22 protein-coding genes and 1 tRNA gene are annotated in these 22,578 nt (G+C 70.4%); 11 read left to right on the top strand and 12 right to left on the bottom strand.

Annotated features, from left to right (window positions below; translation table 11 throughout):
- Positions 1–28: 28 nt before the first annotated feature.
- Positions 29–2,680 (bottom strand): putative bifunctional diguanylate cyclase/phosphodiesterase, encoded by a 2,652-nt coding sequence (locus ACFFQA_RS15175; protein WP_377852579.1) that lies wholly within the window; start codon positions 2,678–2,680, stop codon positions 29–31.
- Between the two features lie 437 nt (positions 2,681–3,117).
- Between ACFFQA_RS15175 and ACFFQA_RS15170 the strand changes: the two genes are divergently transcribed.
- A complete protein-coding gene (locus ACFFQA_RS15170; protein WP_377852578.1) occupies positions 3,118–3,504 on the top strand; it encodes an SSI family serine proteinase inhibitor in 387 nt (128 codons plus the stop codon).
- Positions 3,505–3,515: 11 nt separating this feature from the next.
- On the opposite strand, the gene ACFFQA_RS15165 is transcribed toward ACFFQA_RS15170, so the two are convergent.
- Both ACFFQA_RS15165 and ACFFQA_RS15160 read right to left on the bottom strand, forming a co-directional pair.
- Positions 3,516–3,662 carry a hypothetical protein gene (locus ACFFQA_RS15165; RefSeq protein ID WP_377852577.1) on the bottom strand — a complete coding sequence of 49 codons (147 nt, stop codon included), beginning with the start codon at positions 3,660–3,662 and terminating at the stop codon, positions 3,516–3,518.
- A gap of 183 nt (positions 3,663–3,845) precedes the next feature.
- A tRNA-Tyr gene (locus ACFFQA_RS15160) sits at positions 3,846–3,926 on the bottom strand.
- A 128-nt stretch (positions 3,927–4,054) separates the two neighbouring features.
- Here ACFFQA_RS15160 and ACFFQA_RS15155 point away from each other — a divergent pair.
- Both ACFFQA_RS15155 and rfbA read left to right on the top strand, forming a co-directional pair.
- On the top strand, positions 4,055–4,546 hold the full coding sequence (locus ACFFQA_RS15155; RefSeq protein ID WP_377852576.1) for a YajQ family cyclic di-GMP-binding protein: 492 nt from the start codon (positions 4,055–4,057) through the stop codon (positions 4,544–4,546).
- 19 nt (positions 4,547–4,565) lie between these two features.
- Entirely contained in the window at positions 4,566–5,447 is an 882-nt protein-coding gene (gene rfbA, locus ACFFQA_RS15150) for a glucose-1-phosphate thymidylyltransferase RfbA (RefSeq protein WP_377852575.1), read from the top strand.
- Positions 5,448–5,462: 15 nt separating this feature from the next.
- Here rfbA and htpX read toward each other — a convergent pair whose 3' ends face one another.
- The 4 genes from htpX to ACFFQA_RS15130 form a co-directional block, all read right to left on the bottom strand.
- Positions 5,463–6,341, bottom strand: coding sequence for a zinc metalloprotease HtpX (gene htpX, locus ACFFQA_RS15145; RefSeq protein WP_377852574.1), 879 nt, complete (start codon positions 6,339–6,341; stop codon positions 5,463–5,465).
- 95 nt (positions 6,342–6,436) lie between these two features.
- A complete protein-coding gene (locus tag ACFFQA_RS15140; RefSeq protein ID WP_377852573.1) occupies positions 6,437–6,877 on the bottom strand; it encodes a 4Fe-4S binding protein in 441 nt (146 codons plus the stop codon).
- Complete coding sequence (locus ACFFQA_RS15135; protein WP_377852572.1) at positions 6,874–7,446, bottom strand: NADH-quinone oxidoreductase subunit C; 573 nt, start codon at positions 7,444–7,446, stop codon at positions 6,874–6,876. Before ACFFQA_RS15135 ends, ACFFQA_RS15140 begins: the two co-directional genes overlap by 4 nt.
- On the bottom strand, positions 7,443–7,880 hold the full coding sequence (locus ACFFQA_RS15130) for an NADH-quinone oxidoreductase subunit B (protein ID WP_377852571.1): 438 nt from the start codon (positions 7,878–7,880) through the stop codon (positions 7,443–7,445). The genes ACFFQA_RS15135 and ACFFQA_RS15130 overlap by 4 nt, the downstream gene beginning before the upstream one ends.
- Positions 7,881–8,041: 161 nt before the next feature.
- Between ACFFQA_RS15130 and ACFFQA_RS15125 the strand changes: the two genes are divergently transcribed.
- A complete protein-coding gene (locus tag ACFFQA_RS15125) occupies positions 8,042–8,806 on the top strand; it encodes a GntR family transcriptional regulator (RefSeq protein WP_377852570.1) in 765 nt (254 codons plus the stop codon).
- A gap of 418 nt (positions 8,807–9,224) precedes the next feature.
- Here the strand turns inward: ACFFQA_RS15125 and ACFFQA_RS15120 are convergent, their stop codons facing one another.
- The gene (locus ACFFQA_RS15120; protein WP_377852569.1) at positions 9,225–9,767 is read right to left on the bottom strand and encodes a hypothetical protein; all 543 of its coding nucleotides are present in this window, start codon (positions 9,765–9,767) and stop codon (positions 9,225–9,227) included.
- A gap of 216 nt (positions 9,768–9,983) precedes the next feature.
- Here ACFFQA_RS15120 and ACFFQA_RS15115 point away from each other — a divergent pair, with 216 nt between their 5' ends.
- Complete coding sequence (locus ACFFQA_RS15115) at positions 9,984–11,042, top strand: LysR family transcriptional regulator (RefSeq protein WP_377852568.1); 1,059 nt, start codon at positions 9,984–9,986, stop codon at positions 11,040–11,042.
- A 537-nt stretch (positions 11,043–11,579) separates the two neighbouring features.
- Here ACFFQA_RS15115 and ddaH read toward each other — a convergent pair.
- On the bottom strand, positions 11,580–12,452 hold the full coding sequence (gene ddaH, locus ACFFQA_RS15110) for a dimethylargininase (RefSeq protein WP_377852567.1): 873 nt from the start codon (positions 12,450–12,452) through the stop codon (positions 11,580–11,582).
- A gap of 74 nt (positions 12,453–12,526) precedes the next feature.
- Between ddaH and ACFFQA_RS15105 the strand changes: the two genes are divergently transcribed.
- The 4 genes from ACFFQA_RS15105 to ACFFQA_RS15090 all read left to right on the top strand — a co-directional run bounded on the left by ACFFQA_RS15105 (position 12,527) and on the right by ACFFQA_RS15090 (position 16,947).
- On the top strand, positions 12,527–12,973 hold the full coding sequence (locus ACFFQA_RS15105; protein WP_377852566.1) for an Lrp/AsnC family transcriptional regulator: 447 nt from the start codon (positions 12,527–12,529) through the stop codon (positions 12,971–12,973).
- Between the two features lie 24 nt (positions 12,974–12,997).
- On the top strand, positions 12,998–13,750 hold the full coding sequence (locus tag ACFFQA_RS15100; RefSeq protein ID WP_377852565.1) for an enoyl-CoA hydratase: 753 nt from the start codon (positions 12,998–13,000) through the stop codon (positions 13,748–13,750).
- 252 nt (positions 13,751–14,002) lie between these two features.
- Complete coding sequence (locus tag ACFFQA_RS15095) at positions 14,003–15,880, top strand: 2-oxoacid:acceptor oxidoreductase subunit alpha (RefSeq protein WP_377852564.1); 1,878 nt, start codon at positions 14,003–14,005, stop codon at positions 15,878–15,880.
- Complete coding sequence (locus tag ACFFQA_RS15090; protein ID WP_377852563.1) at positions 15,877–16,947, top strand: 2-oxoacid:ferredoxin oxidoreductase subunit beta; 1,071 nt, start codon at positions 15,877–15,879, stop codon at positions 16,945–16,947. The genes ACFFQA_RS15095 and ACFFQA_RS15090 overlap by 4 nt, the downstream gene beginning before the upstream one ends.
- A gap of 63 nt (positions 16,948–17,010) precedes the next feature.
- On the opposite strand, the gene ACFFQA_RS15085 is transcribed toward ACFFQA_RS15090, so the two are convergent.
- Positions 17,011–18,357, bottom strand: coding sequence for a hypothetical protein (locus ACFFQA_RS15085; protein WP_377852562.1), 1,347 nt, complete (start codon positions 18,355–18,357; stop codon positions 17,011–17,013).
- A gap of 115 nt (positions 18,358–18,472) precedes the next feature.
- On the opposite strand from ACFFQA_RS15085, the gene rarD reads away from it, so the two are divergent.
- Positions 18,473–19,507 carry an EamA family transporter RarD gene (gene rarD / locus ACFFQA_RS15080; protein WP_377852561.1) on the top strand — a complete coding sequence of 345 codons (1,035 nt, stop codon included), beginning with the start codon at positions 18,473–18,475 and terminating at the stop codon, positions 19,505–19,507.
- 9 nt (positions 19,508–19,516) lie between these two features.
- Complete coding sequence (locus tag ACFFQA_RS15075; RefSeq protein WP_377852560.1) at positions 19,517–19,831, top strand: hypothetical protein; 315 nt, start codon at positions 19,517–19,519, stop codon at positions 19,829–19,831.
- Between the two features lie 9 nt (positions 19,832–19,840).
- On the opposite strand, the gene ACFFQA_RS15070 is transcribed toward ACFFQA_RS15075, so the two are convergent.
- Positions 19,841–20,863: a polyprenyl synthetase family protein gene (locus ACFFQA_RS15070; protein ID WP_377852559.1), complete on the bottom strand. Its 1,023-nt coding sequence runs from the start codon at positions 20,861–20,863 to the stop codon at positions 19,841–19,843.
- Between the two features lie 156 nt (positions 20,864–21,019).
- Complete coding sequence (gene nuoN, locus ACFFQA_RS15065; RefSeq protein WP_377852558.1) at positions 21,020–22,573, bottom strand: NADH-quinone oxidoreductase subunit NuoN; 1,554 nt, start codon at positions 22,571–22,573, stop codon at positions 21,020–21,022.
- Positions 22,574–22,578 lie beyond the last annotated feature (5 nt).

The following is a 22,578-nucleotide window of genomic DNA, read 5'->3' as shown; positions in this document are numbered from 1 at the left end:
GGCGCGGCAACAAAATCGGGGGGTCCCTTCAGCGGACCAACGTGAGGACCATCTCGTCGTGGCGGCCCCGCGCGCGGATGGTGCGGGCCCGCAACCAGGCCTCGAAGCGGTCCTCGGCCAGCGGCCGGGAGATCAGGTAGCCCTGGGCGATGTCGCAGCCCATGCCCACGAGCTGCTCCCGCGCCGCGTCGTCCTCGACGCCCTCCGCGACCACGGTGAGGCCGAGCGAGTGCCCCAGCTCGACGATGGAGCGCACCACGGCCATGTCGCCGAGGTCGGTGCCCATGCCGAGGACGAAGCTCTTGTCGATCTTCACCTCGTCCACCGGGAGCTGCCGGAGGTAGGCCAGCGAGGAGTAGCCGGTGCCGAAGTCGTCAACGGCGAGCACGACGCCGAGCGCGTGCAGCCTGCGCAGCACCGGCAGCGACCGCTCCGGGTCGGCCATCACGCCGGACTCGGTGAGCTCGAAGGTGAGCAGCCTCGGCGGCACGTCGTGGCGGCGCAGGGCGTCGGCGACGCGGTCGGGGAAGGTCTCGTCGGCAAGGTTGCGCACGGAGAGGTTCACCGCGGCGGACAGCCGGAGTCCCCTGTCCAGCCACTGGCGCACGCGGACCAGCGCGCACTCCATGACGAAGCCGGTGAGCGCGTCGACCAGGCCGGTGGCCTCGACCGCCGGCACGAACTCGTCCGGGTCCAGCGGGCCGTACTCCGGGTGCCGCCAGCGGACCAGCGCTTCGACGCCGACCACCTCGCGGCTGGGCAGCGCCACCTTGGGCTGGTAGTGCACGGTGACCTGGCCGCTGTCCAACGCGTGCCGGAACTGCGTGACCAGCTCGAAGCGGCGCTTGAACATCTGGCCCATCGCGGGCACGTACGCGCGCACCGCGTCGTCGCCCGCCTTCGCCTGGCGCACCGCGACGTCCGCGCGCTGGATGAGGGTGTCGACGTCGAGCTCGGGTTCGCCGTCCTCCTCGGTGCTGAGCACGTACCCGACGACGGCGCTTGCCTCGACGGTGAGGCGGTCGACCGGGTACGGGGCCGCGACCTGGGCGCGCAGTCGCGCGGAGAGCCGGTGCGCCTCCTCGGCGTCGCAGTCGATGAGCAGGGCCGCGAACGCGCCGCCTTCGAGCCTGGCCAGCGGGACGTCGGAGCCGAACGCCTCGCGCATGCGCCTGCCCGCCGCGACCACCATGCGGTCGCCCCAGGCGTGTCCGAGGGCGTCGCTGACGGTCGAGAGCACGTCCAGGTCGATGCGCAGCACAACGGAGTTCGGATGCGCCCGCAGCGGCTCGGCTGCGGCCTCGCGGAAGCCGGGCCGGTTGAGCAGTCCGGTCAGCGGATCGTGATAAGCGTCATGCCGCAGACGGGCGAGCAGCCTGCGGTTGTCCATCGCGGTGGCGAGGTGGCTCGCCAGCGTCCTGAGCAGTCGCACGTCCGCGCGGCCGAACCCGCGCCAGCGGCTGAGCCGGTCATGCGCCTCGACGGCACCGAGGAGCTGGTTCGCACCGCGCAGCGGCACCACCAACGCCTCGTGCGCGCCACGGCGGCCGAGCGCCTCGCGGATGTCGTCGGGCGCGTCGACCGTCCGGAAGTAGCGGACGTGCGCGCCGGGGAGCTGGAGCATCGGGTCGTCGCGCAGGCCGAGCGAGTCGTTCTGCGGGGCGTCGTCCGGCAGCGGCTCCCCCGCGACCAGCGACCGCACGCCCGCGGGCGCGTCCGGCCGGAGGTGCAGGACCACCCGCGCCGCGTTCAGCTGCTCACGGATGCGCTCGGCGATCTGCCGCCACTCCTCGCTCGCGCTCTCGGCGTGGATGTCGTCCGGCTCACCGGTCGGCCTGCTCGCGGCCTGCTGCCCGGAACGCGCGACGGTGAGACTGACGTCGCTGAGGGCTTCGAGGTCGCGCTGTTCACGCAGGAGCCCCGAGTAGGCCCGGTAGAGGAGGACGAGCGCGGCGGAGACGAGGACCAGCAGCACCCAGCCCCACGGACCTCGGGTGCCGATCTCGTAGCCGACGAGCCCGACCGAGGTGTTCAGCAGGCCGACGACAAGGGTGCGCAGACCCAGCCGCGCCGCACCTCCGACGCGCAGCTCGCCGCCGAGCACCCGGACAGCGGCGAGCGCGAAGGCCACGCTGACCATCGGTGACGCCACGGTGCCCGCGACCGCGCCGAGCCAGTCCGGACCGGAGGTCACGGCCGTGCTGACCAGGTGCGCGATGCTGAAGGGCACCGCGATCTCCAGGCACATCACGCCCGCGTTGTAGACGACGTGGTCGCCGCCCCTCCTGCTGAGCTGGGCGCCGAGCCCGGCGAGCAGGTGCGCCCCGAGCACGACCTCGAACGGCGCGGTCAGCAGGCCGAGGACCAGCGGGATCTCGGTGAAGGAGATGGTCCAGCCCACGGTGCGGACATCGACGTCGATGGTGAGCTGTTCGGCGAGCAGGAAGCCGAGTACCAGCAGCGGGCCGATCCACAGCAGCTCGGGACCGAACTCCCCGCGCAGCCAGGTCCCGACCCCCACAGCGGACAGCACGCCGACGAGCAGGACGACCCAGGAGAACCTGGCGAACGTCCGCCCACGCGCCGCCGGGTCGCCGGTGAACCCCAGCGCCGGCTCGCCCAGTGGGCGCGGTGCGTCGGGGGAGGACTCCGGGTCAAGCGGGCGGCGACGGTCGGACATCCACCCTCCTCATCGCGCTGCCACTACCGGGCAGCCCACGGTGCCTGCCGATCGTGACCGACCACGGGGCGTCTTGACTAGAGCGTCCGGCGGTCAACTTCACCCCAACAGGCGAAAGCGGCCGAGTGGCCGCACAAGCGGAAAGGGACCCCGGCCGAGCATCAGGGCCCCTTTTACCTGCGACTATACCCTCGGATGGGTAACGGTTACCCGGTCGAGTTGCCTTCTCCCCCGACACAGAGTGATCACGGGATGATCTCGCCCACAGCACGCGGCGGCCTCGGCGATCCCGCGCTGGAATCGTTTCCCGCCCACCGCCGAGGCAGCGGAGTTCACCGCCGCGGGTGTTACCGGTCGGTCCGTCCGGCCGGCCCGGGGCGGCGGAGGTACACCGGGTTCGGCCGGACATCCCGGCCCCGCCCGTCCCAGGAGGAGCCATGAGAACCCGGCACGCTCTGCTCGCCACGGCGCTGGCGGCCGTCGCGGCGTCCACCGCTCTCACCGTCCCCGCCACCGCGGCCCCCGAGGACTCGACCCTGGAGCTGATGCTCGTCCACGGCGACACGGTGCGCAGGGCAACGCTGACCTGCCAGCCGCACGGCGGCAACCACCCGCTCGCCGAGGCGGCGTGCAAGGACCTCGAACAGGCCCACGGCAACTTCGCCAAGCTGCCCGGAGCCGCGGACAAGGCCTGCACCATGGAGTACAACCCGGTGGACGGCACGGCCAGGGGCACGTGGCGCGGCACCCCTGTGGAGTTCACCAAGCACTTCGGCAACCCATGCGTGGTCAACGCCGAGACAGGCCCGGTCTTCCGGTTCTGACGCCACTCGCATCACTCGTCGCCAAAGCCGAAGTGGTTGGACTCCTCGCCGACGAAGTCGCCGTCCTCGTGCAGAAGGACCCGCACCTCGGCCTCGTCCAGCAGGAACTGGATGCCGGCCAAGGCCCTGTCGAGGCCGTAGAACCGTCGTGGGCGCACTCCTTCGCCCGCTCCGGGTCCGCGAACGCCCGATCCCGTTCCTCCGGGACACGCGGGTGAACGACAGGACCGTGCCCACGGCCCCAGCACCTCACGTCGGTCGGCCGAACGGGGGTCGAAGCGCCGGCACGACAGAAACCCCCGTGACCGGTTTTGCTGGTCACGGGGGTTTCTGTGTGCAAGTGGCGGGTAGAGGATTCGAACCTCTGTAGCTTTCGCGACGGATTTACAGTCCGCTCCCATTGGCCGCTCGGGCAACCCGCCCCGCTTGCAGGAGAGAGCTTACATAGCGCCCGCGAGCGAGTTCTCACACCCCCCACCCGGTAGCGTCTTGGGCCGGAAGTGCCCGTGGCAGCGGGCGTGGTGAGCACCCGATCAGGAAGGACGGCGACGTGGCGGATCCCTCGTTCGACGTGGTGAGCAAGGTCGAGCACCAGGAGGTGGACAACGCGCTGAACCAGGCGGCCAAGGAGCTGTCCACCCGCTTCGACTTCCGCGGCACCGGCTCGGAGATCGCCTGGGCAGGCGAGGAGGCGATCACGATCCAGTCCGAGACCGAGGAGCGGTGCCTGGCCGCGATCGACGTCTTCAAGGAGAAGCTGATCAAGCGCGGCATCTCGCTGAAGGCGTTCGAGGTCGGTGAGCCCGCGATCTCCGGGAAGATCTTCAAGGTCACCGGCAAGATCATCCAGGGGATCGAGTCCGACAAGGCGAAGAAGATCGCCAAGACCATCCGCGACGAGGGCCCCAAGGGCGTCCAGGCGCAGATCCAGGGCGAGCAGCTGCGGGTGACCGGCAAGAAGAAGGACCACCTGCAGGAGGTCATCGCGCTGCTGAAGAACAAGGACTTCGGCATCGCGCTGCAGTTCACCAACTACAGGTAGCGAACCGAGGGGGAAGCCGGTGAAGGGGATCATCCTCGCCGGGGGCAGCGGCACCCGCCTGCACCCGATCACGCAGGCCGTGTCGAAGCAGCTGCTCCCGGTCTACGACAAGCCGATGATCTACTACCCGTTGTCCACGCTCATGCTGGCGGGCATCCGGGAGATCCTGATCATCTCCACCCCCACCGACCTCCCGATGTTCCGCAGGCTGCTCGGTGACGGCTCGCAGTTCGGACTGGACCTGCGCTACGCCGAGCAGCCCGCGCCCAACGGGCTCGCCGAGGCGTTCGTGATCGGGGCGGACTTCGTCGGGGACGACCCGGTCGCCCTGGTGCTGGGCGACAACATCTTCTACGGGCAGGGTTTCTCCGCCCAGCTGCAGCAGCTGGTCGCCGACCTGGACGGCTGCGTGCTCTTCGGCTACCGGGTCAAGGACCCGCAGCGCTACGGCGTCGGCGAGGTCGACGCCGACGGCAGGCTGCTGTCCATCGAGGAGAAGCCGGAGCGCCCGAAGTCCAACCGGGCCATCACCGGCCTGTACTTCTACGACAACCAGGTCGTGGAGATCGCCAAGGGGCTCAAGCCGTCCAAGCGCGGCGAGCTGGAGATCACCGACGTCAACCAGACCTACGTGCGGCAGGGCAACGCCCGCCTCGTCGACCTCAGCCGCGGGTTCGCCTGGCTGGACACCGGCACGCACGACTCGCTGCTGCAGGCCGGGCAGTTCGTCCAGGTACTGGAGACCCGGCAGGGCGTGCGGATCGCCTGCCTCGAGGAGATCGCGCTGCGGATGGGCTTCATCGACGCCGAGGCGTGCTTCGCGCTCGGCGCGAAGCTGGCCAAGTCCGGCTACGGCGAGTACGTGATGGAGGTCGCGCGCTCGGCGGGCGCGACGGGCTGACCGGCGGACGCGCGGTCACCAGCCGGGCGGCTGCTGCCTGCCCGCCATCTCCTCCAGCCTGCGGATCCGGTCGGCGATCGGCGGGTGGGTGGAGAACATCCTGGACATGCCGTCGCCCGGCCGGAACGGGTTGGCGATCATCAGGTGCGACTGGGAGACCAGCTGCGGCTCCGGCGCGAGCGGGGCCCGCTGCGTGCCCAGCTCCAGCTTGCGCAGCGCCGAGGCCAGGGCGAGCGGGTCGCCGGTGAGACGGGCGCCGGACTCGTCGGCCTGGTACTCCCGCGACCTGCTGACCGCGAGCTGGACGATGCTCGCCGCCACCGGCCCGAGTATCGCGATCAGCAGCAGCGCCAACGGGTTGGGCCGGTCCTCGTCGTCACCCCCGCCGAAGAGCCCTGCGAACATGGCCAGGTTGGCGAGGAACGTCACAACGCTGGCCAGCGCCCCGGCCACCGACGAGATCAGGATGTCGCGGTTGTAGACGTGGGCGAGCTCGTGCCCGAGCACCGCGCGCAGCTCGCGCTCGTCGAGCAGCTCCAGGATGCCGGTGGTGCAGCACACCGCCGCGTGCCTCGGGCTGCGCCCGGTGGCGAAGGCGTTGGGCGCCTGCGTCGGGCTGATGTAGAGGCGGGGCATGGGCTGCCGGGCGGAGGTCGCCAGCTCGCGGACGATCCGGTACATCGCGGGCTGTTCGGCCTGGGACACCGGCCTGGCGTGCATCGCCCGCAGCGCGAGCTTGTCGGAGTTGAAGTAGGCGTAGGCGTTCATGCCGAGCGCCACCACCAGCGCGACCACCAGCCAGGTTCCCCCGAAGAGGGAGCCGACCAGGATGATCAGCGCGCTGAGTCCGCCCAGCAGCAGGGCCGTCCTCAACCCGTTGTAATGCCTGTGCACGTCGCTCAGCCTCCGGATGAATGCGCAAGGTTCCGAGGGTCTGCTCGGTCGATGGCCTCCACTGGGACAACGCTCGCGGCGGGGCGGAAGTTCCGTCAGCGACCCGGGCGAGCACCCCGCTGAGCTGCTTCCGGAGCCGGTTCCGCCGCCGGGTCCAGCGGTGGCGGCGGCGGCACGGCGGCCACCCACTCGCCGAGCGCCGGGCGCTCGTGGACCAGCTCGGCGACCGCCCCGGAGCCGTCCAGGGTGCCGGTGCCCGGGTAGTCGAAGTCGGGCGCCCAGTGCAGGGCGTCGAAGGGGCAGACCTCGACGCAGATGCCGCAGTAGAGGCACTGCCCGTAGTCGATGGCGAAGCGGTCGAGCACGTTGCGCTGCCGGGGCCGCTTGGAGCCGGGCTCCTGCACGGTCTCGGTGTGCGAGGTGATGTGCAGGCACCAGTCGGGGCACTCGCGCGCGCAGATCATGCACACCGTGCAGTTCTGCTCCAGCAGCGCGATCACGCCCCGGGTGCGCGGTGGCAGGTGCTGGTCGGTCACTGCTGCGGCTCCTCTCGGCGGGGTCCCCACTCGGGGCCGGGCACTCCGGGCGGGGCGAGGCGGCGCCTGCTCGGCGCGCTGGTGTCGGCCTCCCCCGGTTCGAGGCCGCCCGGCCACGGCCGCACCACTCTGGCGGCCAGCACGAAGTCCTTGCGCAGCGGATGGCCGGTGAAGGACTCCGGCAGCAGCAGCCTGCGCGGGTCGGGGTGGCCGTCCAGTGCGATGCCGAACATCTCGGCGGCCTCGCGCTCGTGCCAGGCCGCGCCCGCCCAGACCTGGGCGACGCTCGGCAGCGCTTGGTCCTGAAGCAGTTCGGTCCGCATGAGCAGCCCTGCTCGCTCTCCCGGGTGCACGACGTGCAGCGTGACCGCGTGCCGCTCCCCCACCGCGCCCGGCCTGCCCGCGTCCTCGACGCCCAGCCAGTCGAACATCGCGCAGCCCAGCACGTCCTTGGCCGTTGCCGCCGCCCGGCGCCAGGACTCCAGCGGGACGAGCGCCCGCTCGCGGCCGAACTCGACGCGGGTGCTCACACCGTCCACTTCGGACGCGAGGGCCTCGGCGATGCTCATGCCGGCACCGTCCCGGTGATCAGCCGGTGCAGCGCGGCCAGCCCTTCGAGCAGCGCCTCCGGCCGGGGTGGGCAGCCGGGCACAGCGACGTGCACCGGGAGCAGCTGGTCGATGCCCTTGGTCACCGCGTAGGAGTCCCAGTACGGGCCGCCGGTGTTGGAGCACGCGCCGACGGAGAGCACGTACTTCGGCTCGGGCATGGCGCGGTAGGTGTCCAGCACCGCGGGCAGCATCACGTCGGTGACCGTGCCGGAGACGACGAGCACGTGCGCCCGCTCGTCGCTGACCACGGGAGTGACGCCGAGCCGGTCCAGCGCGTCGCCGTCCAGACCGTGCAGCGCGGCCATCACCTCGACGCCGCAGCAGGCGAGTCCGAGGTCCAGCACGGTCAGCTCGTAGCTGACGCCCCAGTCGAGGCGCAGGGGGGTTCTCACGACTGCCGAGGGTAGGAGAAGACCTTTTAGGCACCTGCTCAGGGCGGGCCTGCCGGAACCTCGGACAGTAGTCAATTGACTACGGATTGAGAGTACCCTCGGTCGGTGGGGCAGAGGGGTTTCGCGACCTTGAGCGGGCAATCGACAGGAAGGCAGTCCCAGTGGCTGATCCGGGCTCTGCGTACCGGGTGAAGTTTCGTGGCATCGCAGACGAACTGCGCACAGCGATCCTGGCTGGCAAATACCCGCCGGGTTCTCGTCTGCCTGGGGAGAACGATCTGATGGAGCGCTACGGCGCGGCACGGATGACCGTGCGCGCCGCGCTGGACGTGCTCAAGAACGAGGGCCTTGCGTGGTCACGGCGGGGATCGGGGGTCTACGTCCGCGACGACCGGCTGATCCGGCGGTTGCCGCCGCAGCGGGTGCGCGGGGACAAGCAGGACGCGTGCGCGCCGAGGTGGAAGACCGATCCGAGCTCGCTGAGCCTGACCATCGACAGCGTGGACGTGGTCGAGCAGGAGACGCCGGAGCACGTCGCCAGGGTGCTCGGCATGCCGTCGCAGAGCCGGGTGTGGGCCAGGCGCAGGCGCAACCTGGTCGACGGCCGCCCGGTGATGCTGTGCGTGTCGTTCTTCCCGTCCCGGCTGGCGACGGGCACCCCGCTCACCAAGATCAATCCTGGCCCCGGTGGCGTGTACGCGCGGCTGCGGGAGCTCGGCAAGCCCGCGATGGTCTTCCGCGAGGAGATCCGGGCGCGGATGCCGCAGGGAGACGAGGTCACCGCGCTGCAGCTGGAGCCGGGCACTCCGCTGATGGTGGTGGCAAGGACCGCGTTCACCAACAACGGCGAGCCGGTCGAGCTGACGGAGATGACGATGGACGCGGGCAGCTACGTCCTGGAGTACGAGTTCCCAGCACAGCCCTGATCCCCTTCGCACCGGGTGCGCGCCGGCGGGCGGCCGGCGGGAGATCACGGCACAAGTGAGGCACCACCCGCTCCGAGCATGAACAGGGGCGGTCACGGCTCGCGTCGGGGCGAGCCGGCTTGGGATGACGAGGTCTTGGGGGTCCCTGGTGGCTGGGGGACCCCCGTTCGACGTTTCGGACGCGCCGAACGGGCGCTTTTGATCTTCAAACTCGTACGCAACGCGTATTCGGGCTTGGCGCGCATTTCCCCTTGAGTCCGGCCTCGGTGTCGCGTGCGACGGTGTGTGACCTGCCAGGACAGCGCGCGCGGTGATGTGGCTCAAAGGGGAAAGAACGGCCCCGCGATTCGGGGCCGTTCTCCCCACCCCCGATCGGCGCGTTGGTTCCCCCCTGCGCCGATCCCCCCAAGAACAGGCCTCAGCGGAGGCGGAGGGCGTACACCTCGATGGGCGGAGCCGGGCGCACTGCCTTGACCGCCTGGAAGAACCCGGTGCTCGCCGGGACCCAGAGCAGGGTCAGCGCTGCCACCTGGAGGATCTGGCCGATCATCACGACGGTGACGATGATCGACGGGTAGCGCGCGTCGGCGCCGAGGAACCCGGCCAGGACCGTGAGCACCATCATGATCGTCAACAACACCCGCGCCGCGGAGCCGCCCTTCGCGGCGAGCAGACCGAGCACCATCACCAGTGCGCAGCAGATCCCCTGGAAGATCGCGGCCGACAACAAGTGGTCGTCGAACTCGGGGCCCGCGACCCGGAGCACGGTGTCCTGGCTCAGGATTCCGCTCGCGATATCGGCCACGGGTTCCACGGCGGCGCGCAGGATCTCGTCCCGGTAGGCGAAGGTCAGCACCAGTCCGAGGACCGTGCAGACCACCGACGCCGCGACCAGTGCGAACGCCGCCCTCATCGCGGACGGCGCCGACGGTCCCGCGTCGGCCGCACCGTGGAAGGACACAGAAATCTCCTCGTTGACAATGGTTTTTCGCGGGTCGGACGTGTACGAAGGAAAGCGATTCACCGCCCGCCGCGTGACGGGCAGTATTCAAACCAGTCGGGGCCGCTATTGTCTAGTCGGATAGAAGAGACTTAGCGATCAGTTCGGATTGAAATGGAATCAGGTTCAGTTCAACTGGACTCGGAACCAGTTGGACACGACAGGAAAGGAAGCGACTTGACCGCCGTCCCTGCCTCGGACCCCCTGCCAGAGCGGGCCCTGGACCGGCTGCTGGACTGCCCGCCGGCGCTGCTGGACGTCACCTTCGACCAGCTGCGCACCCTGCTGGTGGTGCACGAGAAGGGCTCGGCGTTGCGCGCGGCTCGCGCGCTGGGGCGGGACCAGTCGAGCGTGCAGAAGCAGCTCGACACCCTCAACCGGAACTTCCAGTCGCTGTGCGGGACGGCGCTGGTGGAGAAGCGCGGGCGCGGCCAGGACTTCCTGTTCACCCAGGTCGGCCGCAGCGCGGTGGAGCTGACGAGGACCGCGCTCGAAGGCGGTCTTGACGCGATCCAGCTCTGGCGGCACCAGCTCGGCAGGACGCTGACCGTGGGCACGACCAGGTTCACGCTGGAGTACCTGGGGCAGGCGTGGCGGCACGTCGCCGAGGAGTTCCGCAGCCGGGAGGTGGAGCTGCGGATCGTGCACGTCCGGTCGAAGGACCTGTGGGGCAAGCTCGACACCGGCGAGCTGGACCTGGTGTGCGGCACCACGATCGTCGACCCGGCGGACAGCGGTGAGCTGGACCGGTTCGAGGTGCTGCCGTGGTGGCGGCAGAGCAGGCCGGTGGTGCTGACCAACCTCTCCGAGGCGGAGCTGCCGGGACGGGTGGTCGACGCGGAGCGGCTGCGGCGGCTGCCGATGATCCTGCCGTCGGCGGGCATGGTGAACGACTTCCTGCGGCGCTGGTACGGCCCGGAGTACCGCGGTCAGCTCACGGTGGCCGCGGAGATCGAGGAGATCCACTACGGCACGACGCTGCTGCGCTCGCGGTTGGCGCGGGGCTGCATGGTCGTCGCCCAGGGCGTGGGGCAGGCGGCGCTGGACGGGCAGTTCGGCGAGTCCGTCCCGTTGCGGGTGCTCGAACTGGACGACGAGACCAGGCCGAGGTTGCAGCAGTTCACCGGGGTCTTCGCGCGCAAGGGCGAGCGAGCGAGGCACGGCGCCGACCACCCGTTGAACCTGCTGTGGGCGGCGTTCGAGAAGGAAGCTCCGGTCACCGCGTCGCGGACGTGAGGTGAGAAGGAATCCACCCTGATCATGGATCGGCCCGGCGAGAACTGGCTTCGATCCCGAACCACCTGGGAAAATGAGGTCTTAGGGGGTCCCCGGCGCGAGGGGGACCCCCTCGTGTCGTTCAGCGCGGAGATTCCGGTCGAGGACACGCGCGACGACGGTGCTCAACCAGTTGGTTGATCTTGTCAGCCCTCCGGATGACGATGTCCGTGCCACGGATACGAGACGACGCGCGTCACCGGCGGCGTCGGACGCGTTTCGCCACGTCAAGCACACCGAACGTCCGCGCTCGCGCCGGGGCTCGACGGCAGCTGACGCTCACCGGAATGCTCCAGCGCTCCTGGATTCCACGAGCGAAATCTGGCGAGCGCGGATCAATTCAGCAAATCCACCTCGCTGGCTCTCGGCTAATTCCACAAAGGCCCGGGGAGCCTTGTGCGCAACCCGACAGGCCGGGGGAAAATGCCGATCGCCCTGGCCGGAGCGACTTCGAGCACCGCTACCAACCAGGGCGATCACGCTACGAAACGTTCCCCATCAGGCGCGGAGTTCCATCGTGCAGCACTTCGGGCCGCCGCCGGACTTGCGCAGCTCCGAGATGTCCACGTAGTGCGCCCGGAAACCGCGGGCCTCCAGTGCCGTGCCCAGGGCGGTCGCCTCGGTGGGCAGGACGACGTTGTAGCCGTCGGAAACACCGTTGAGGCCCAGGCACGCGGCGTCGGCCTCGGTGGCCAGGACCGCGTCCGGGAACAGCAGCTCCAGCACGCGCTGCGACCCCGGCGAGAACGCGTCCGGGTAGTAGGTGACCAGCGGGTTGTCGCGGCTGTCGTCGAGCACGGTCAACGCCGTGTCCAGGTGGTAGTAGCGCGGGTCGACGAGCTTCAGGGAGACCACGGGCACTCCGAGGATCTCCTGCGCCTCGGCGTGGGCGCCCGGGTCGGTGCGGAAACCGGTGCCCGCCAGCAGCACGCGGCCGCTCCAGGCGAAGTCGCCCTCGGCCTCGTTGATGTTGCTCGGCATCACCACGTCGCGGTAGCCGTGCTCCAGGAACCAGCGGCGGTAGAACTCCGCCTCGCCCGCCCGCTCGGCCGCGCGGAAGCGGGCACCGAGGACGCGGCCGTGCACCACGGTGCCGGAGTTCGCGGCGAAGACCATGTCCGGCAGACCGGGCTGCGGCTCGATCTCCTCGACGACGTGGCCGAGGCTCTCGTAGGTCCGCTTCAGCTCACCCCACTGCTCCAGGGCACGCTCGGTGCTCACCGGTTCACTGGGGTCCATCCACGGGTTGATCGCGTACTCGACGGTGAAGAACTTGGGGGCACACATGAGGTAGCGCCTGGTGGTTGGCGTGCGAGCGGCGGCGAGCGCGCTGGCCCCGGCGGCGGGGCGGACCTCAACAGCGGACGACATGATTCGAAATCTAAATGGCGAACTTACCCGCGAACAACGCCGCTTCATGCTGAAATATCGGCAGAATGTTGCGTATGGACGCGATCGACCATCGAATCATTTCGTGCCTGGTAGCCGACGCCCGATCGAGCTACGCGGAGATCGGCTCGACCGTCGGGCTGTCCGCGCCCGCGGTCAAGCGCCGGGTGGACAAACTGCTGGACGCCGGGGTGCTGCGCGGCTTCACCGCCGTCGTCGACCCGGAGGCGCTCGGCTGGGGAACGGAGGCGTTCGTCGAGGTCCACTGCCACGGCAACGTGGCCCCCGGCAAGATCCGCGCGGGGCTCGAACCGCTCGCGGAGGTCAAGGCCGCCTACACCGTCTCCGGCTCGGCCGACGCGATCGTGCACCTGCGCGCGGCGAGCATCCACCACATGGAGACCGCGCTGGAGCGGCTGCGGGCGGTGGACTTCGTCGACCGGACCGTCTCCACCGTCGTGCTGTCCACGCTGCTGGAGCGGCCACCCGCCCCCAGGCCCTGACCCGGGCTGGCAGGATCGCGGGTCATGAGCACTGCCGAGGTGGTCTTCGAGCGGCGGGGTGCCGTCGCGGTCGTGACCGTCAGCGACCCGGAACGGCGCAACGCGCTCACGCTCGACCTGTCCCAGGCGCTCGCCGACACGATCGCCGCGTGCGAGGCGGACGCCGGGATCGGCGCGGTCGTGGTGACCGGGGCCGCACCCGCGTTCTGCGCCGGGGCCGACCTGACCCAGCTCGGCGCGTCCCGCGAGGAGGGGCTGCGGCGGATCTACCAGGGCTTCCTCGCGGTGGCGAACTGCTCGCTACCCACGGTCGCCGCGGTGAACGGGGCCGCCGTCGGCGCCGGGCTCAACCTCGCGCTCGCCTGCGACCTCCGGGTCGCCGGGCCGAAGGCGCGCTTCGACGCGCGGTTCCTCGACCTCGGCATCCATCCCGGCGGCGGCATGACCTGGATGCTCCAGCGGCTGGTCGGACCGCAGACGGCCAAGGCCATGGTGCTCTTCGGCGAGATCCTGGACGCGGACGCGGCGCTGCGGAACGGCCTGGTCTGGAGCACGGCGGAGGAAGCTGTCGCCGCGGCCGTCGAGCTGGCCGGGAAGGCCGCGTCCGCACCACGCGAGCTGTCCGTCACCACGAAGTCCTCGATGCGGGTCACCGCGGGCCTCGGCGCGCACGGCGATGCGGTCGAGACCGAGCTCGTGCCGCAGGTCGCCTCGATGGACAGCCCCGCGTTCGCGGAGCGGCTGGCCGCGCTCAAGAGCCGGATCCACCGGCGCTGAGCCCGCGTTCCTAGCACTCGGGAACGGCCATTGTGATCTGGGTTTCCTCCATCGATTCAGATATCGGTCGATACTTACCGTTGAGCCCAGTGTCATCGGGCGGTAACCGGGCTTACAGGACCTCGGTAAGGCAGGACTACCCTCGGAGGCAGCAGGGTCCGTTGTGCGTGCCCACCGGCCCGGACGGTGTCCCTGGACCCCATCGCGGGCAAGGTAGCCCCGCGAACCCTGTGAGAGAGGGATCGCCACCCTATGAGCGTCAGCACCTCGGGACGCGAAACCGAGATCCGCAAACTGGACCGCGTCGTCATCCGTTTCGCAGGCGACTCAGGCGACGGCATGCAGCTGACCGGTGACCGGTTCACCTCGGAGGCTGCCGCGTTCGGCAACGACCTCGCGACGCTGCCCAACTTCCCGGCCGAGATCCGCGCGCCAGCGGGCACCCTGCCCGGCGTCTCCAGCTTCCAGCTGCACTTCGCCGACTACGACATCCTCACCCCTGGCGACCGCCCCGACGTGCTCGTCGCGATGAACCCCGCCGCGCTCAAGGCGAACATCGCCGACCTGCCGCCCGGCGGCATCCTCATCGTCAACACCGACGAGTTCTCCAAGCGCGCCCTGACCAAGGTCGGCTACGGCTCCGACCCGCTGGAGGACGGCTCGCTGGAGGAGTTCCAGGTGCACAAGGTCGCGATGGCGACCCTGACCCGCGGAGCGCTGGAGCCGACCGGGCTGTCGAAGAAGGACGCCGAGCGGGCGAAGAACATGTTCGCGCTCGGCCTGCTGTCCTGGATGTACCACCGGCCGACCGAGGGCACCGAGCGGTTCCTGCGGGAGAAGTTCGCCAAGAAGCCGGAGATCGCCGAGGCCAACGTCCTGGCCTTCCGCACCGGCTGGAACTACGGCGAGACCACCGAGGCGTTCGCGGTCACCTACGAGGTCTCCCCCGCCAAGCTGGCCACCGGCACCTACCGCCAGATCACCGGCAACACCGCGCTGGCCTACGGCATCGTGGCCGCCGGGCAGCGCTCGGAACTTCCGGTCTTCCTCGGCACCTACCCGATCACCCCGGCCTCGGACATCCTGCACGAGCTGTCCAAGCACAAGAACTTCGGCGTGACGACGTTCCAGGCCGAGGACGAGATCGCCGCGATCGGCGCGGCCCTCGGGGCTTCCTACGGCGGCGCGCTCGGCGTGACCACCACCTCCGGCCCCGGCGTCGCGCTGAAGTCGGAGACCATCGGCCTCGCGGTGATGACCGAGCTGCCGCTGCTCGTGGTGGCCGTGCAGCGCGGCGGTCCGTCCACCGGTCTGCCGACCAAGACCGAGCAGGCCGACCTGCTGCAGGCGATGTTCGGCCGCAACGGTGAGGCCCCGCTGCCGGTGATCGCGCCGTCCACGCCCGCGGACTGCTTCGCGGCGACGCTGGAGGCCGCGAAGATCGCGCTGACCTACCGCACGCCGGTGATGCTGCTCTCCGACGGCTACATCGCCAACGGTTCCGAGCCGTGGCTGATCCCGGCCGTCGAGGACCTGCCCGACCTGCGGGTGGAGTTCGCCAGCGAGCCGAACGCGCTCGACGGCTCCGGCGAGTTCTGGCCCTACGTGCGCGACCCCGAGACGCTGGCCCGCCCGTGGGCGGTTCCCGGCACCAAGGGGCTGGAGCACCGCATCGGCGGCCTGGAGAAGGCCGACGGCAAGGGCAACATCTCCTACGACCCCGACAACCACGACAAGATGGTCCGGCTGCGCCAGGCCAAGGTCGACGGCGTCGCCGTGCCGGACATCGAGGTCGAGGACCCCAGCGGCTCCGCCGACGTGCTCGTGCTGGGCTGGGGCTCCACCTACGGCCCGATCGGCGCCGCGTGCCGCCGGGTCCGCAGGCAGGGCATGAAGATCGCGCACGCGCACCTGCGTCACCTCAACCCGTTCCCCGGCAACCTCGGCGAGGTGCTCCGCGGCTACCGCCGGGTGGTCGTCCCGGAGATGAACCTCGGCCAGCTCGCGCTGCTGCTGCGGGCGAAGTACCTGGTCGACGTCATCAGCCACACCAAGGTCTCCGGGCTGCCGTACAAGGCCGAGGAGCTGCAGGACGTGTTCATCGAGATCGTGCAGGGGGTTCAGGCATGACCATCGAGCTGGGTCTTCCCACGATCGGTGGCCTGGAGGGTGTTCCCACCACCGACGAGAAGCAGACCGCCAAGGACTACAAGTCCGACCAGGAGGTCCGCTGGTGCCCGGGTTGCGGGGACTACATCATCCTCAACGCGGTGCAGAGCTTCATGCCCGAGCTGGGGCTGAAGCGGGAGAACGTCGTCTTCGTCTCCGGGATCGGCTGCTCCTCGCGGTTCCCGTACTACATGAACACCTACGGCGTGCACTCCATCCACGGGCGCGCCCCGGCCATCGCCACCGGCCTGTCGGTGTCCCGGCCGGACCTGTCGGTGTGGGTCGTCACCGGTGACGGCGACGCGCTGTCCATCGGCGGCAACCACCTGATCCACATGCTGCGCCGCAACGTGAACCTGAAGATCCTGCTGTTCAACAACCGGATCTACGGGCTCACCAAGGGCCAGTACTCGCCGACCTCGGAGGTCGGCAAGGTCACCAAGTCCACCCCGATGGGCTCGCTGGACCACCCGTTCAACCCGATCTCGCTGGCCATCGGCGCCGAGGCCACCTTCGTGGCGCGGGCGATGGACTCCGACCGCAAGGGCGTCACCGAGGTGCTGCGCGCGGCCGCCCAGCACCGGGGCACCGCGCTCGTGGAGATCTACCAGAACTGCCCGATCTTCAACGACGGCGCGTTCGACGTGCTCAAGGAGCCGGGCGAGCGGGAGCGGCGGATCATCCCGCTGACCCACGGCGAGCCGATCCGCTTCGGCGCCGAGGGCGAGTACGGCGTGGTCAGGGACGCCAAGACCGGCACGTTCTCCGTGCGCAAGGTCGCCGAGGTCGGCGAGGACGCGCTCGTGGTGCACGACGCGACGCTGGAGGACCCGTCCTACGCGTTCGCGCTGTCCCGTCTGGGCGGCCAGGACCTCGACCACACCGTGACCGGCGTGTTCCGGCAGGTGCAGCGGCCGACCTACGACGACCTCGCCCGCGAGCAGGTCGCCGACGCCAAGTCCGCGAAGCCCGCCGACCTCGGCGCGCTGCTGCGGGGCAAGGACACCTGGACGGTCGTCGGGGACTGACCGCTCCGGCTCGAAGACCACCGTGGCCCTGCTCGCCGATCGCGAGCAGGGCCACGGTTCGTCTCAGCTGTGCGCCCTGCCGTTCGGCGAGCCCGCCACGCTGTCGGGGTCGACCACCGGCTCGAACAGCGACCGGGTGCGCTGCTGGGCGGGTGCGGGCTTCTCCTGCAGTTTGCGCAGCTCGGCCTCGCGCTGGGCGGCTTCGGCGCGCTCCTGCTCGGCGCGCTGCCGTGCCTCGGCCTGACGCTGAGCTTCGGCCTGACGCTCCGCCTCCGCACGCTGCTCCGCAGCCACGCGCTCGGCCTCCAAGCGCTCGGCCTCGGCGGCCTCCGCCTGACGCTGAGCCTCCGCCTGCCGCTCCGCCTCCGCACGCTGCTCCGCAGCCACGCGCTCGGCCTCAGCCTGGCGCTCCGCGTCGGCCCGCTCTTCGGCGTCCTCGCTCCGCTCCACCTCGGGTTCGGCGGACTGGGCGGGCACAACCGGGATCTGACCGGTGGCCGAGCCACGGCTGAACGCGACCTGGCGCTGCGGGATCTCGGGCTCGGCCAGCTCGCGCTGGGGAAGCTCGCGCTCGGGCTCGCAGTCGGCGCCCTGGCCGGGGGCCGCGCCCGCGTTCGGGTCGTCGACGTCGTCGTCGGTGGCCGTCTCGGCGGTGGGCTTGCCCGCGTCGGGGTAGCCGCCGCGCCACTCCACCCTGGGGATCAACGCGGTCGGCGTGTGGTCGGCCAGCTCCATCTCCATCGGATCGACCTCGGGCGGCGCGGTCGGCTGGGTGGAGCGGGGGGCCGGGCTGGGCTGGGGCCGCGCGGTGTGGTCCTCCGCCGCTCCCGCCGCGCGAAGCTCCTGCTCGATCGCGGCCTGGCTGATGCCCATCGGCGGCGTGGTGGCCTCGAAGAACAGCGGTTCGTGGTCGTCGGCGGCGCTCGCAGCCCTGGCGTGTTCCGCCTCGCGCTCGCGCTGGAGCTGCTCCAGGTACTCGGTCGGCGCGGGCGGGATCGGGATGTCGGAGAGCGTGGATGGCTTGCGGACGTCGATCTTCGCCGTCGGCAGGTCGATGCGCGCGGTCTCGTCGCGGACCGGCTCCGGCCGGACCGGCTCGGGCGGCTCGACCAGCTCGGTCCTCTGGGTCGGGACCGGCTCGGCGAAGACCGGGTCGACCAGCTCCTGCACCGGCGGCTCCGGCAGCGGGGGTTCGGGCCGGGCCGGGTCGAGGAGAACCGGAGCGGGCTGGATCGCGGTCGGCTGCACGGGCACGGCGTGAGCCTTGGTGGGCTTGGCGCGGGCGAGCTCGTCCTCCAGCTCGACCAGGCGGCGGCGGGCAGGCCGGACGTACCACAGCCAGGTCGCCCCGACCCCGACCAGAAACGCGAGCAGGCTGTAGACCCACACCTCCCCGAACAGCGACGACACCGCCAGGACCTCCTTGTTGCCCGTGGGCAGCCAAACAGCAGTTGAGAGCCTCATCATGTGACGAACGGTCTGTCCCGCTCATCCTGTCCAGCGTAAACTCCTTCGAGTGCCGTCGATGAGCAACTCAGTGGACTCGACGGCTTCCCCACACTCCCCGAGGCCGCATCCGGCCGCATCCGGACTGCTGCTCGGCGCGGGCGCCTACACGATCTGGGGTCTGTTCCCCGCCTTCTGGCCACTGCTCGGACCTGCGGGTTCGGTGGAGATCCTGGCCCATCGGATCGGGTGGACCATGGTCTTCATGATCGGCGGGCTCCTGCTGTTCGGGCGTTGGTCACGATTGCGCGAGCTGTCCGCGCGGTCCTGGCTGCTCGTGTCGGCCGCCGCGGTGCTGATCGCGATCAACTGGGGGACCTACATCTACGGGGTTACCTCCGGCCAGGTGGTCGAAACGGCGCTCGGTTACTTCATCAACCCCCTGGTGAGCATGGTGCTCGGGGTCGCGGTGCTGAACGAGCGGCTGCGCCCGATGCAGTGGGTCGCGGTGGTGATCGCCGCGCTCGCCGTGATCGTGCTGACCATGAAGTTCGGCTCGGTGCCCGTCCTCGCCCTGGTACTGGCGCTGTCCTTCGGCGTGTACGGGCTGATCAAGAAGACCGTGCCGATGGACTCGGCGACCAGCCTGACGGCGGAGAGCCTGGTGCTCGGTCCGCTGGCCATCGGCTACCTGGTGTTCCTCGCGGCCGTCGGCACCGGGACCTTCGCGCAGCACGGGCTCTGGCACGCGCTGCTGCTGGTGTCGGCCGGGCCGGTGACCGCGCTCCCCCTGCTGATGTTCGGCACGGCGGCGCGGCGGCTGCCGATGGTGACCCTCGGCGCGCTGCAGTACCTCGCACCGATCCTGCAGTTCGCGTGGGGCGTTCTGGTGCTGCACGAGCCGATGCCGCCGGAGCGCTGGCTGGGCTTCGCGCTGGTCTGGCTGGCCCTGGTGGTCTTCACCGTGGACGGCGCGCTGACCGCGCACCAGGCCCGCCGCCGGCTGGTCTACCGGGCGCCCGCCGCGTCCGAGGTGGTCGTCGACGAGCCGGTTCGGGACGAGGACGAGGCAGTGAGTAGTTCGGCTCAGGCTGCCGAGCAGCCCAGAACATAGGTTCTGCGCATGACCGTGGAAGCCGCCAGACGAGTCGTGTGGATCGCGCAGGCCGTCGTGACGTTGTTCTTGGTGTGGCCGACGCTGCTCTTCGGCTCCTACTCGTTGCTGTGCTTCGCGTATCCCGGCGCAGGCTCGTGCTTCGCGTCCGCCTTCATGCTGGTCTTCCCCGGCATCCTGGGCGTGGTCGGCGGTTTCGTCGTGCACGCGACCTGGACGGTGAAGGCCGGGACAACCAAACAGGTGCTGGTGCGCGGCGTGGTCACGCTCGTGGTCAGCGCCGCCCTGATGCAGCTGACTCCGCTGTTGATGGGCGCACGCTGACCGGTCGGGCTACTTGGTGCGGTCCACCACGTAGTCGGCGAGGCCCTCCAGCGCCGACCGCGCGGGGCAGGACGGCAGGTAGGCCAGCTCGTCGCGCGCCTGGTCGGCGTAGCTGTAGACCGTCTGCCTGGCGCGCTCCATGCCCTCCGACTCGCGCAGCAGCCGCAGGGCCTCGGTCACCAGGTCGTCCTCGGTGATCGGGGCGGCCAGCAGCTCACGGAGGCGGTCGCCGCGAGGGCCCTCCTCCTCCAGCGCGTAGAGCATCGGCAGCGTCTTCACGCCCTCGCGCAGGTCGGTCCCCGGCGTCTTGCCGGACTCCACCGCGGGCGAGGCGATGTCGATGATGTCGTCGGAGATCTGGAACGCGGTGCCGATGACCTCGCCGTAGCGCTGCAACGCGACGATCGACTTCTCGTCGGCCCCGGAGAACATCGCGCCGTAGCGGCCTGCCGTGGCGATCAGCGAGCCGGTCTTCTCCGCGATGACCTTCAGGTAGTGCTCGACCGGGTCCTGGCCCGGCTTCGGGCCGACCGTCTCGCGCATCTGGCCGGTGACCAGCTCACCGAAGGTGACCGCGATGATCTCCGCGGCCTCCGTGCCCAGCCCGGCCACCAGCTTCGAGGCGTGCGCGAACAGGAAGTCGCCGGTGAGGATCGCGATGGCGTTGTCCCAGCGGGCGTTGGCGCTGACCGCCCCGCGCCGCATGGTCGCCTCGTCCATCACGTCGTCGTGGTAGAGCGTGGCCAGGTGGATCAGCTCGACCACGACGGCCGCGGTCACGACGTCCTCGTGCTCCGCGTCACCGAAGTGCGCGGCGAGCAGGGTGAACAGTGGGCGGATGCGCTTGCCGCCCGCTTCGACCAGGTGAAGCGACGCCTCGGTGACGAACTCGAAGTCGCTCTGCAGAACCGTGTGCAGCAGGCGCTCCACCCGCTCCAGACCGACCTGTACGGACTCGGCAAGCTCGGGGTCGGTCAGCACCGAACTCGCGTCCCGGTCCCGGCCAAGGCGGGCGTGCTCACTGGTGGTCACATCCGAAGCCTACGTAGGGCTGCCGAGACCGTGGCACCGACCTGCGCATAACGGGGTATGACTTCCCCAACACGAGCGAACCAAGCAGGGCAATCACGTCGAACGGCCCATCCGCCGACGGGCGGATGGGCCGTTTCGAGTGATGCTGTCCTGGTCCTAGGAGACGAAGGCCCCCACGACCGACCAGTCGAGTGCCGCCGCCGGGAAGACACCCAGCAGCACGGTCACCGCGACGCCCAGCGCGATGGTCACCGTGGTGAACACGCCCGGCAGGCTGACGGTGGGCCCGTCCTCCTCCGGCTCGCGCATGTACATCAGCACGATGATCCGCAGGTAGAAGAACGCGGCGACGGCACTGGCCAGCAGCGCGATCACCACCAGCGGGGCCATGCCGTCGGCGAGCGCGGCCGAGAACACCACGAACTTTCCGACGAAGCCGCTGGTCAGCGGGATACCGGCGAGCGCGAGCAGCAGCACGGTGAAGATGCCGGCCACCATCGGCGACCGCTTGGCCAGACCGGCCCAGGAGCTGATCTGGGTGGCCTCGCCGTTCGCGTCGCGCACCAGGCTGATCACCGCGAACACCGCCAGCGTGGTGAAGCCGTAGGTGAGCAGGTAGAACAGCGTGGCCGCGCGGCCCTCGTCGGTGAGCGCGATGGAGCCGATGAGCAGGAAGCCCGCGTGCGCCACCGAGGAGTAGGCGATCATCCGCTTGATGTCGGTCTGGGTCAGGCCCAGGACCGCGCCGATGAGCATCGAGACGATGGCCACGCCCCAGAGGACGGAGCGCCACTCCCAGCTGGTCGCCTCGAAGGCCACCGAGAACACCCGCAGGATGCCGCCGAAGGCCGCGACCTTGGTGCACGCGGCCATGAAGGCGGTGACCGGGGTCGGGGCGCCCTGGTAGACGTCCGGGGACCAGGTGTGGAACGGGCCGACGGCCGCCTTGAACAGCAGGCCGACCACGAGCAGGCCCATACCGGCGAACAGCAGCGTGTCGGAGCGGTCGGAGCCGCCCGCCGCCTGGGCGATCGCGGAGAGCTTGATCGAGCCCGCGTAGCCGTAGAGCAGCGCGAGGCCGTAGAGGAAGAACGCCGAGGCGAAGGCGCCGAGCAGGAAGTACTTGACCGCCGCCTCCTGCGAGATGAGGCGGCGACGGCGGGCGAGGCCGCACATCAGGTACAGCGGCAGGCTCAGCACCTCAAGGGCGATGAACATGGTCAACAGGTCGTTGGACGAGGTGAAGACCATCATGCCGCCGAGCGAGAACAGCGCCAGCGGGAAGACCTCGGTCTGCATGACCGCGGTGGCCTGCGCGCGGTCCTGGACGGTGCCGGGCCGCACCGCCGCGTCGGCGGCGAAGGCGCCACCGGGCTCGACTGTGCGGTCGGCCATCAGCAGCACCGAGCCCAGGCCGAGGATCAGCAGCGTGCCCCAGAGGAACAGCGCGGGCTTGTCCACGGCCAGTGCACCGGAGAGCGTGGTGACCCCGGCTGCGGGCGCCTTGCCCGCGTAGAGCAGCAGCGCGGCGCCCGCGCCGACGAGCGCGAGCACGCTCAGCGCCACCTGCGCGCCCCAGCGGGCCGATCGCGGCAGGAACGCCTCGAACAGCACGGAGACGCAGGCGGCGGCGAGCACGATCAGGATCGGCGCGGCCGCTGCGAGGTCCAGGTCGGGCACCTGGACCTGCTCGACCTGAGCGAGAAGCATCGGGA

The sequence above is a fragment of the Allokutzneria oryzae genome, assembly GCF_042429765.1.
GTDB classification, from domain to species: Bacteria; Actinomycetota; Actinomycetes; order Mycobacteriales; family Pseudonocardiaceae; genus Allokutzneria; species Allokutzneria oryzae.
Note: the sequence above shows the minus strand (reverse complement) of the source record. Positions and strands in the feature narration are given on the sequence as shown.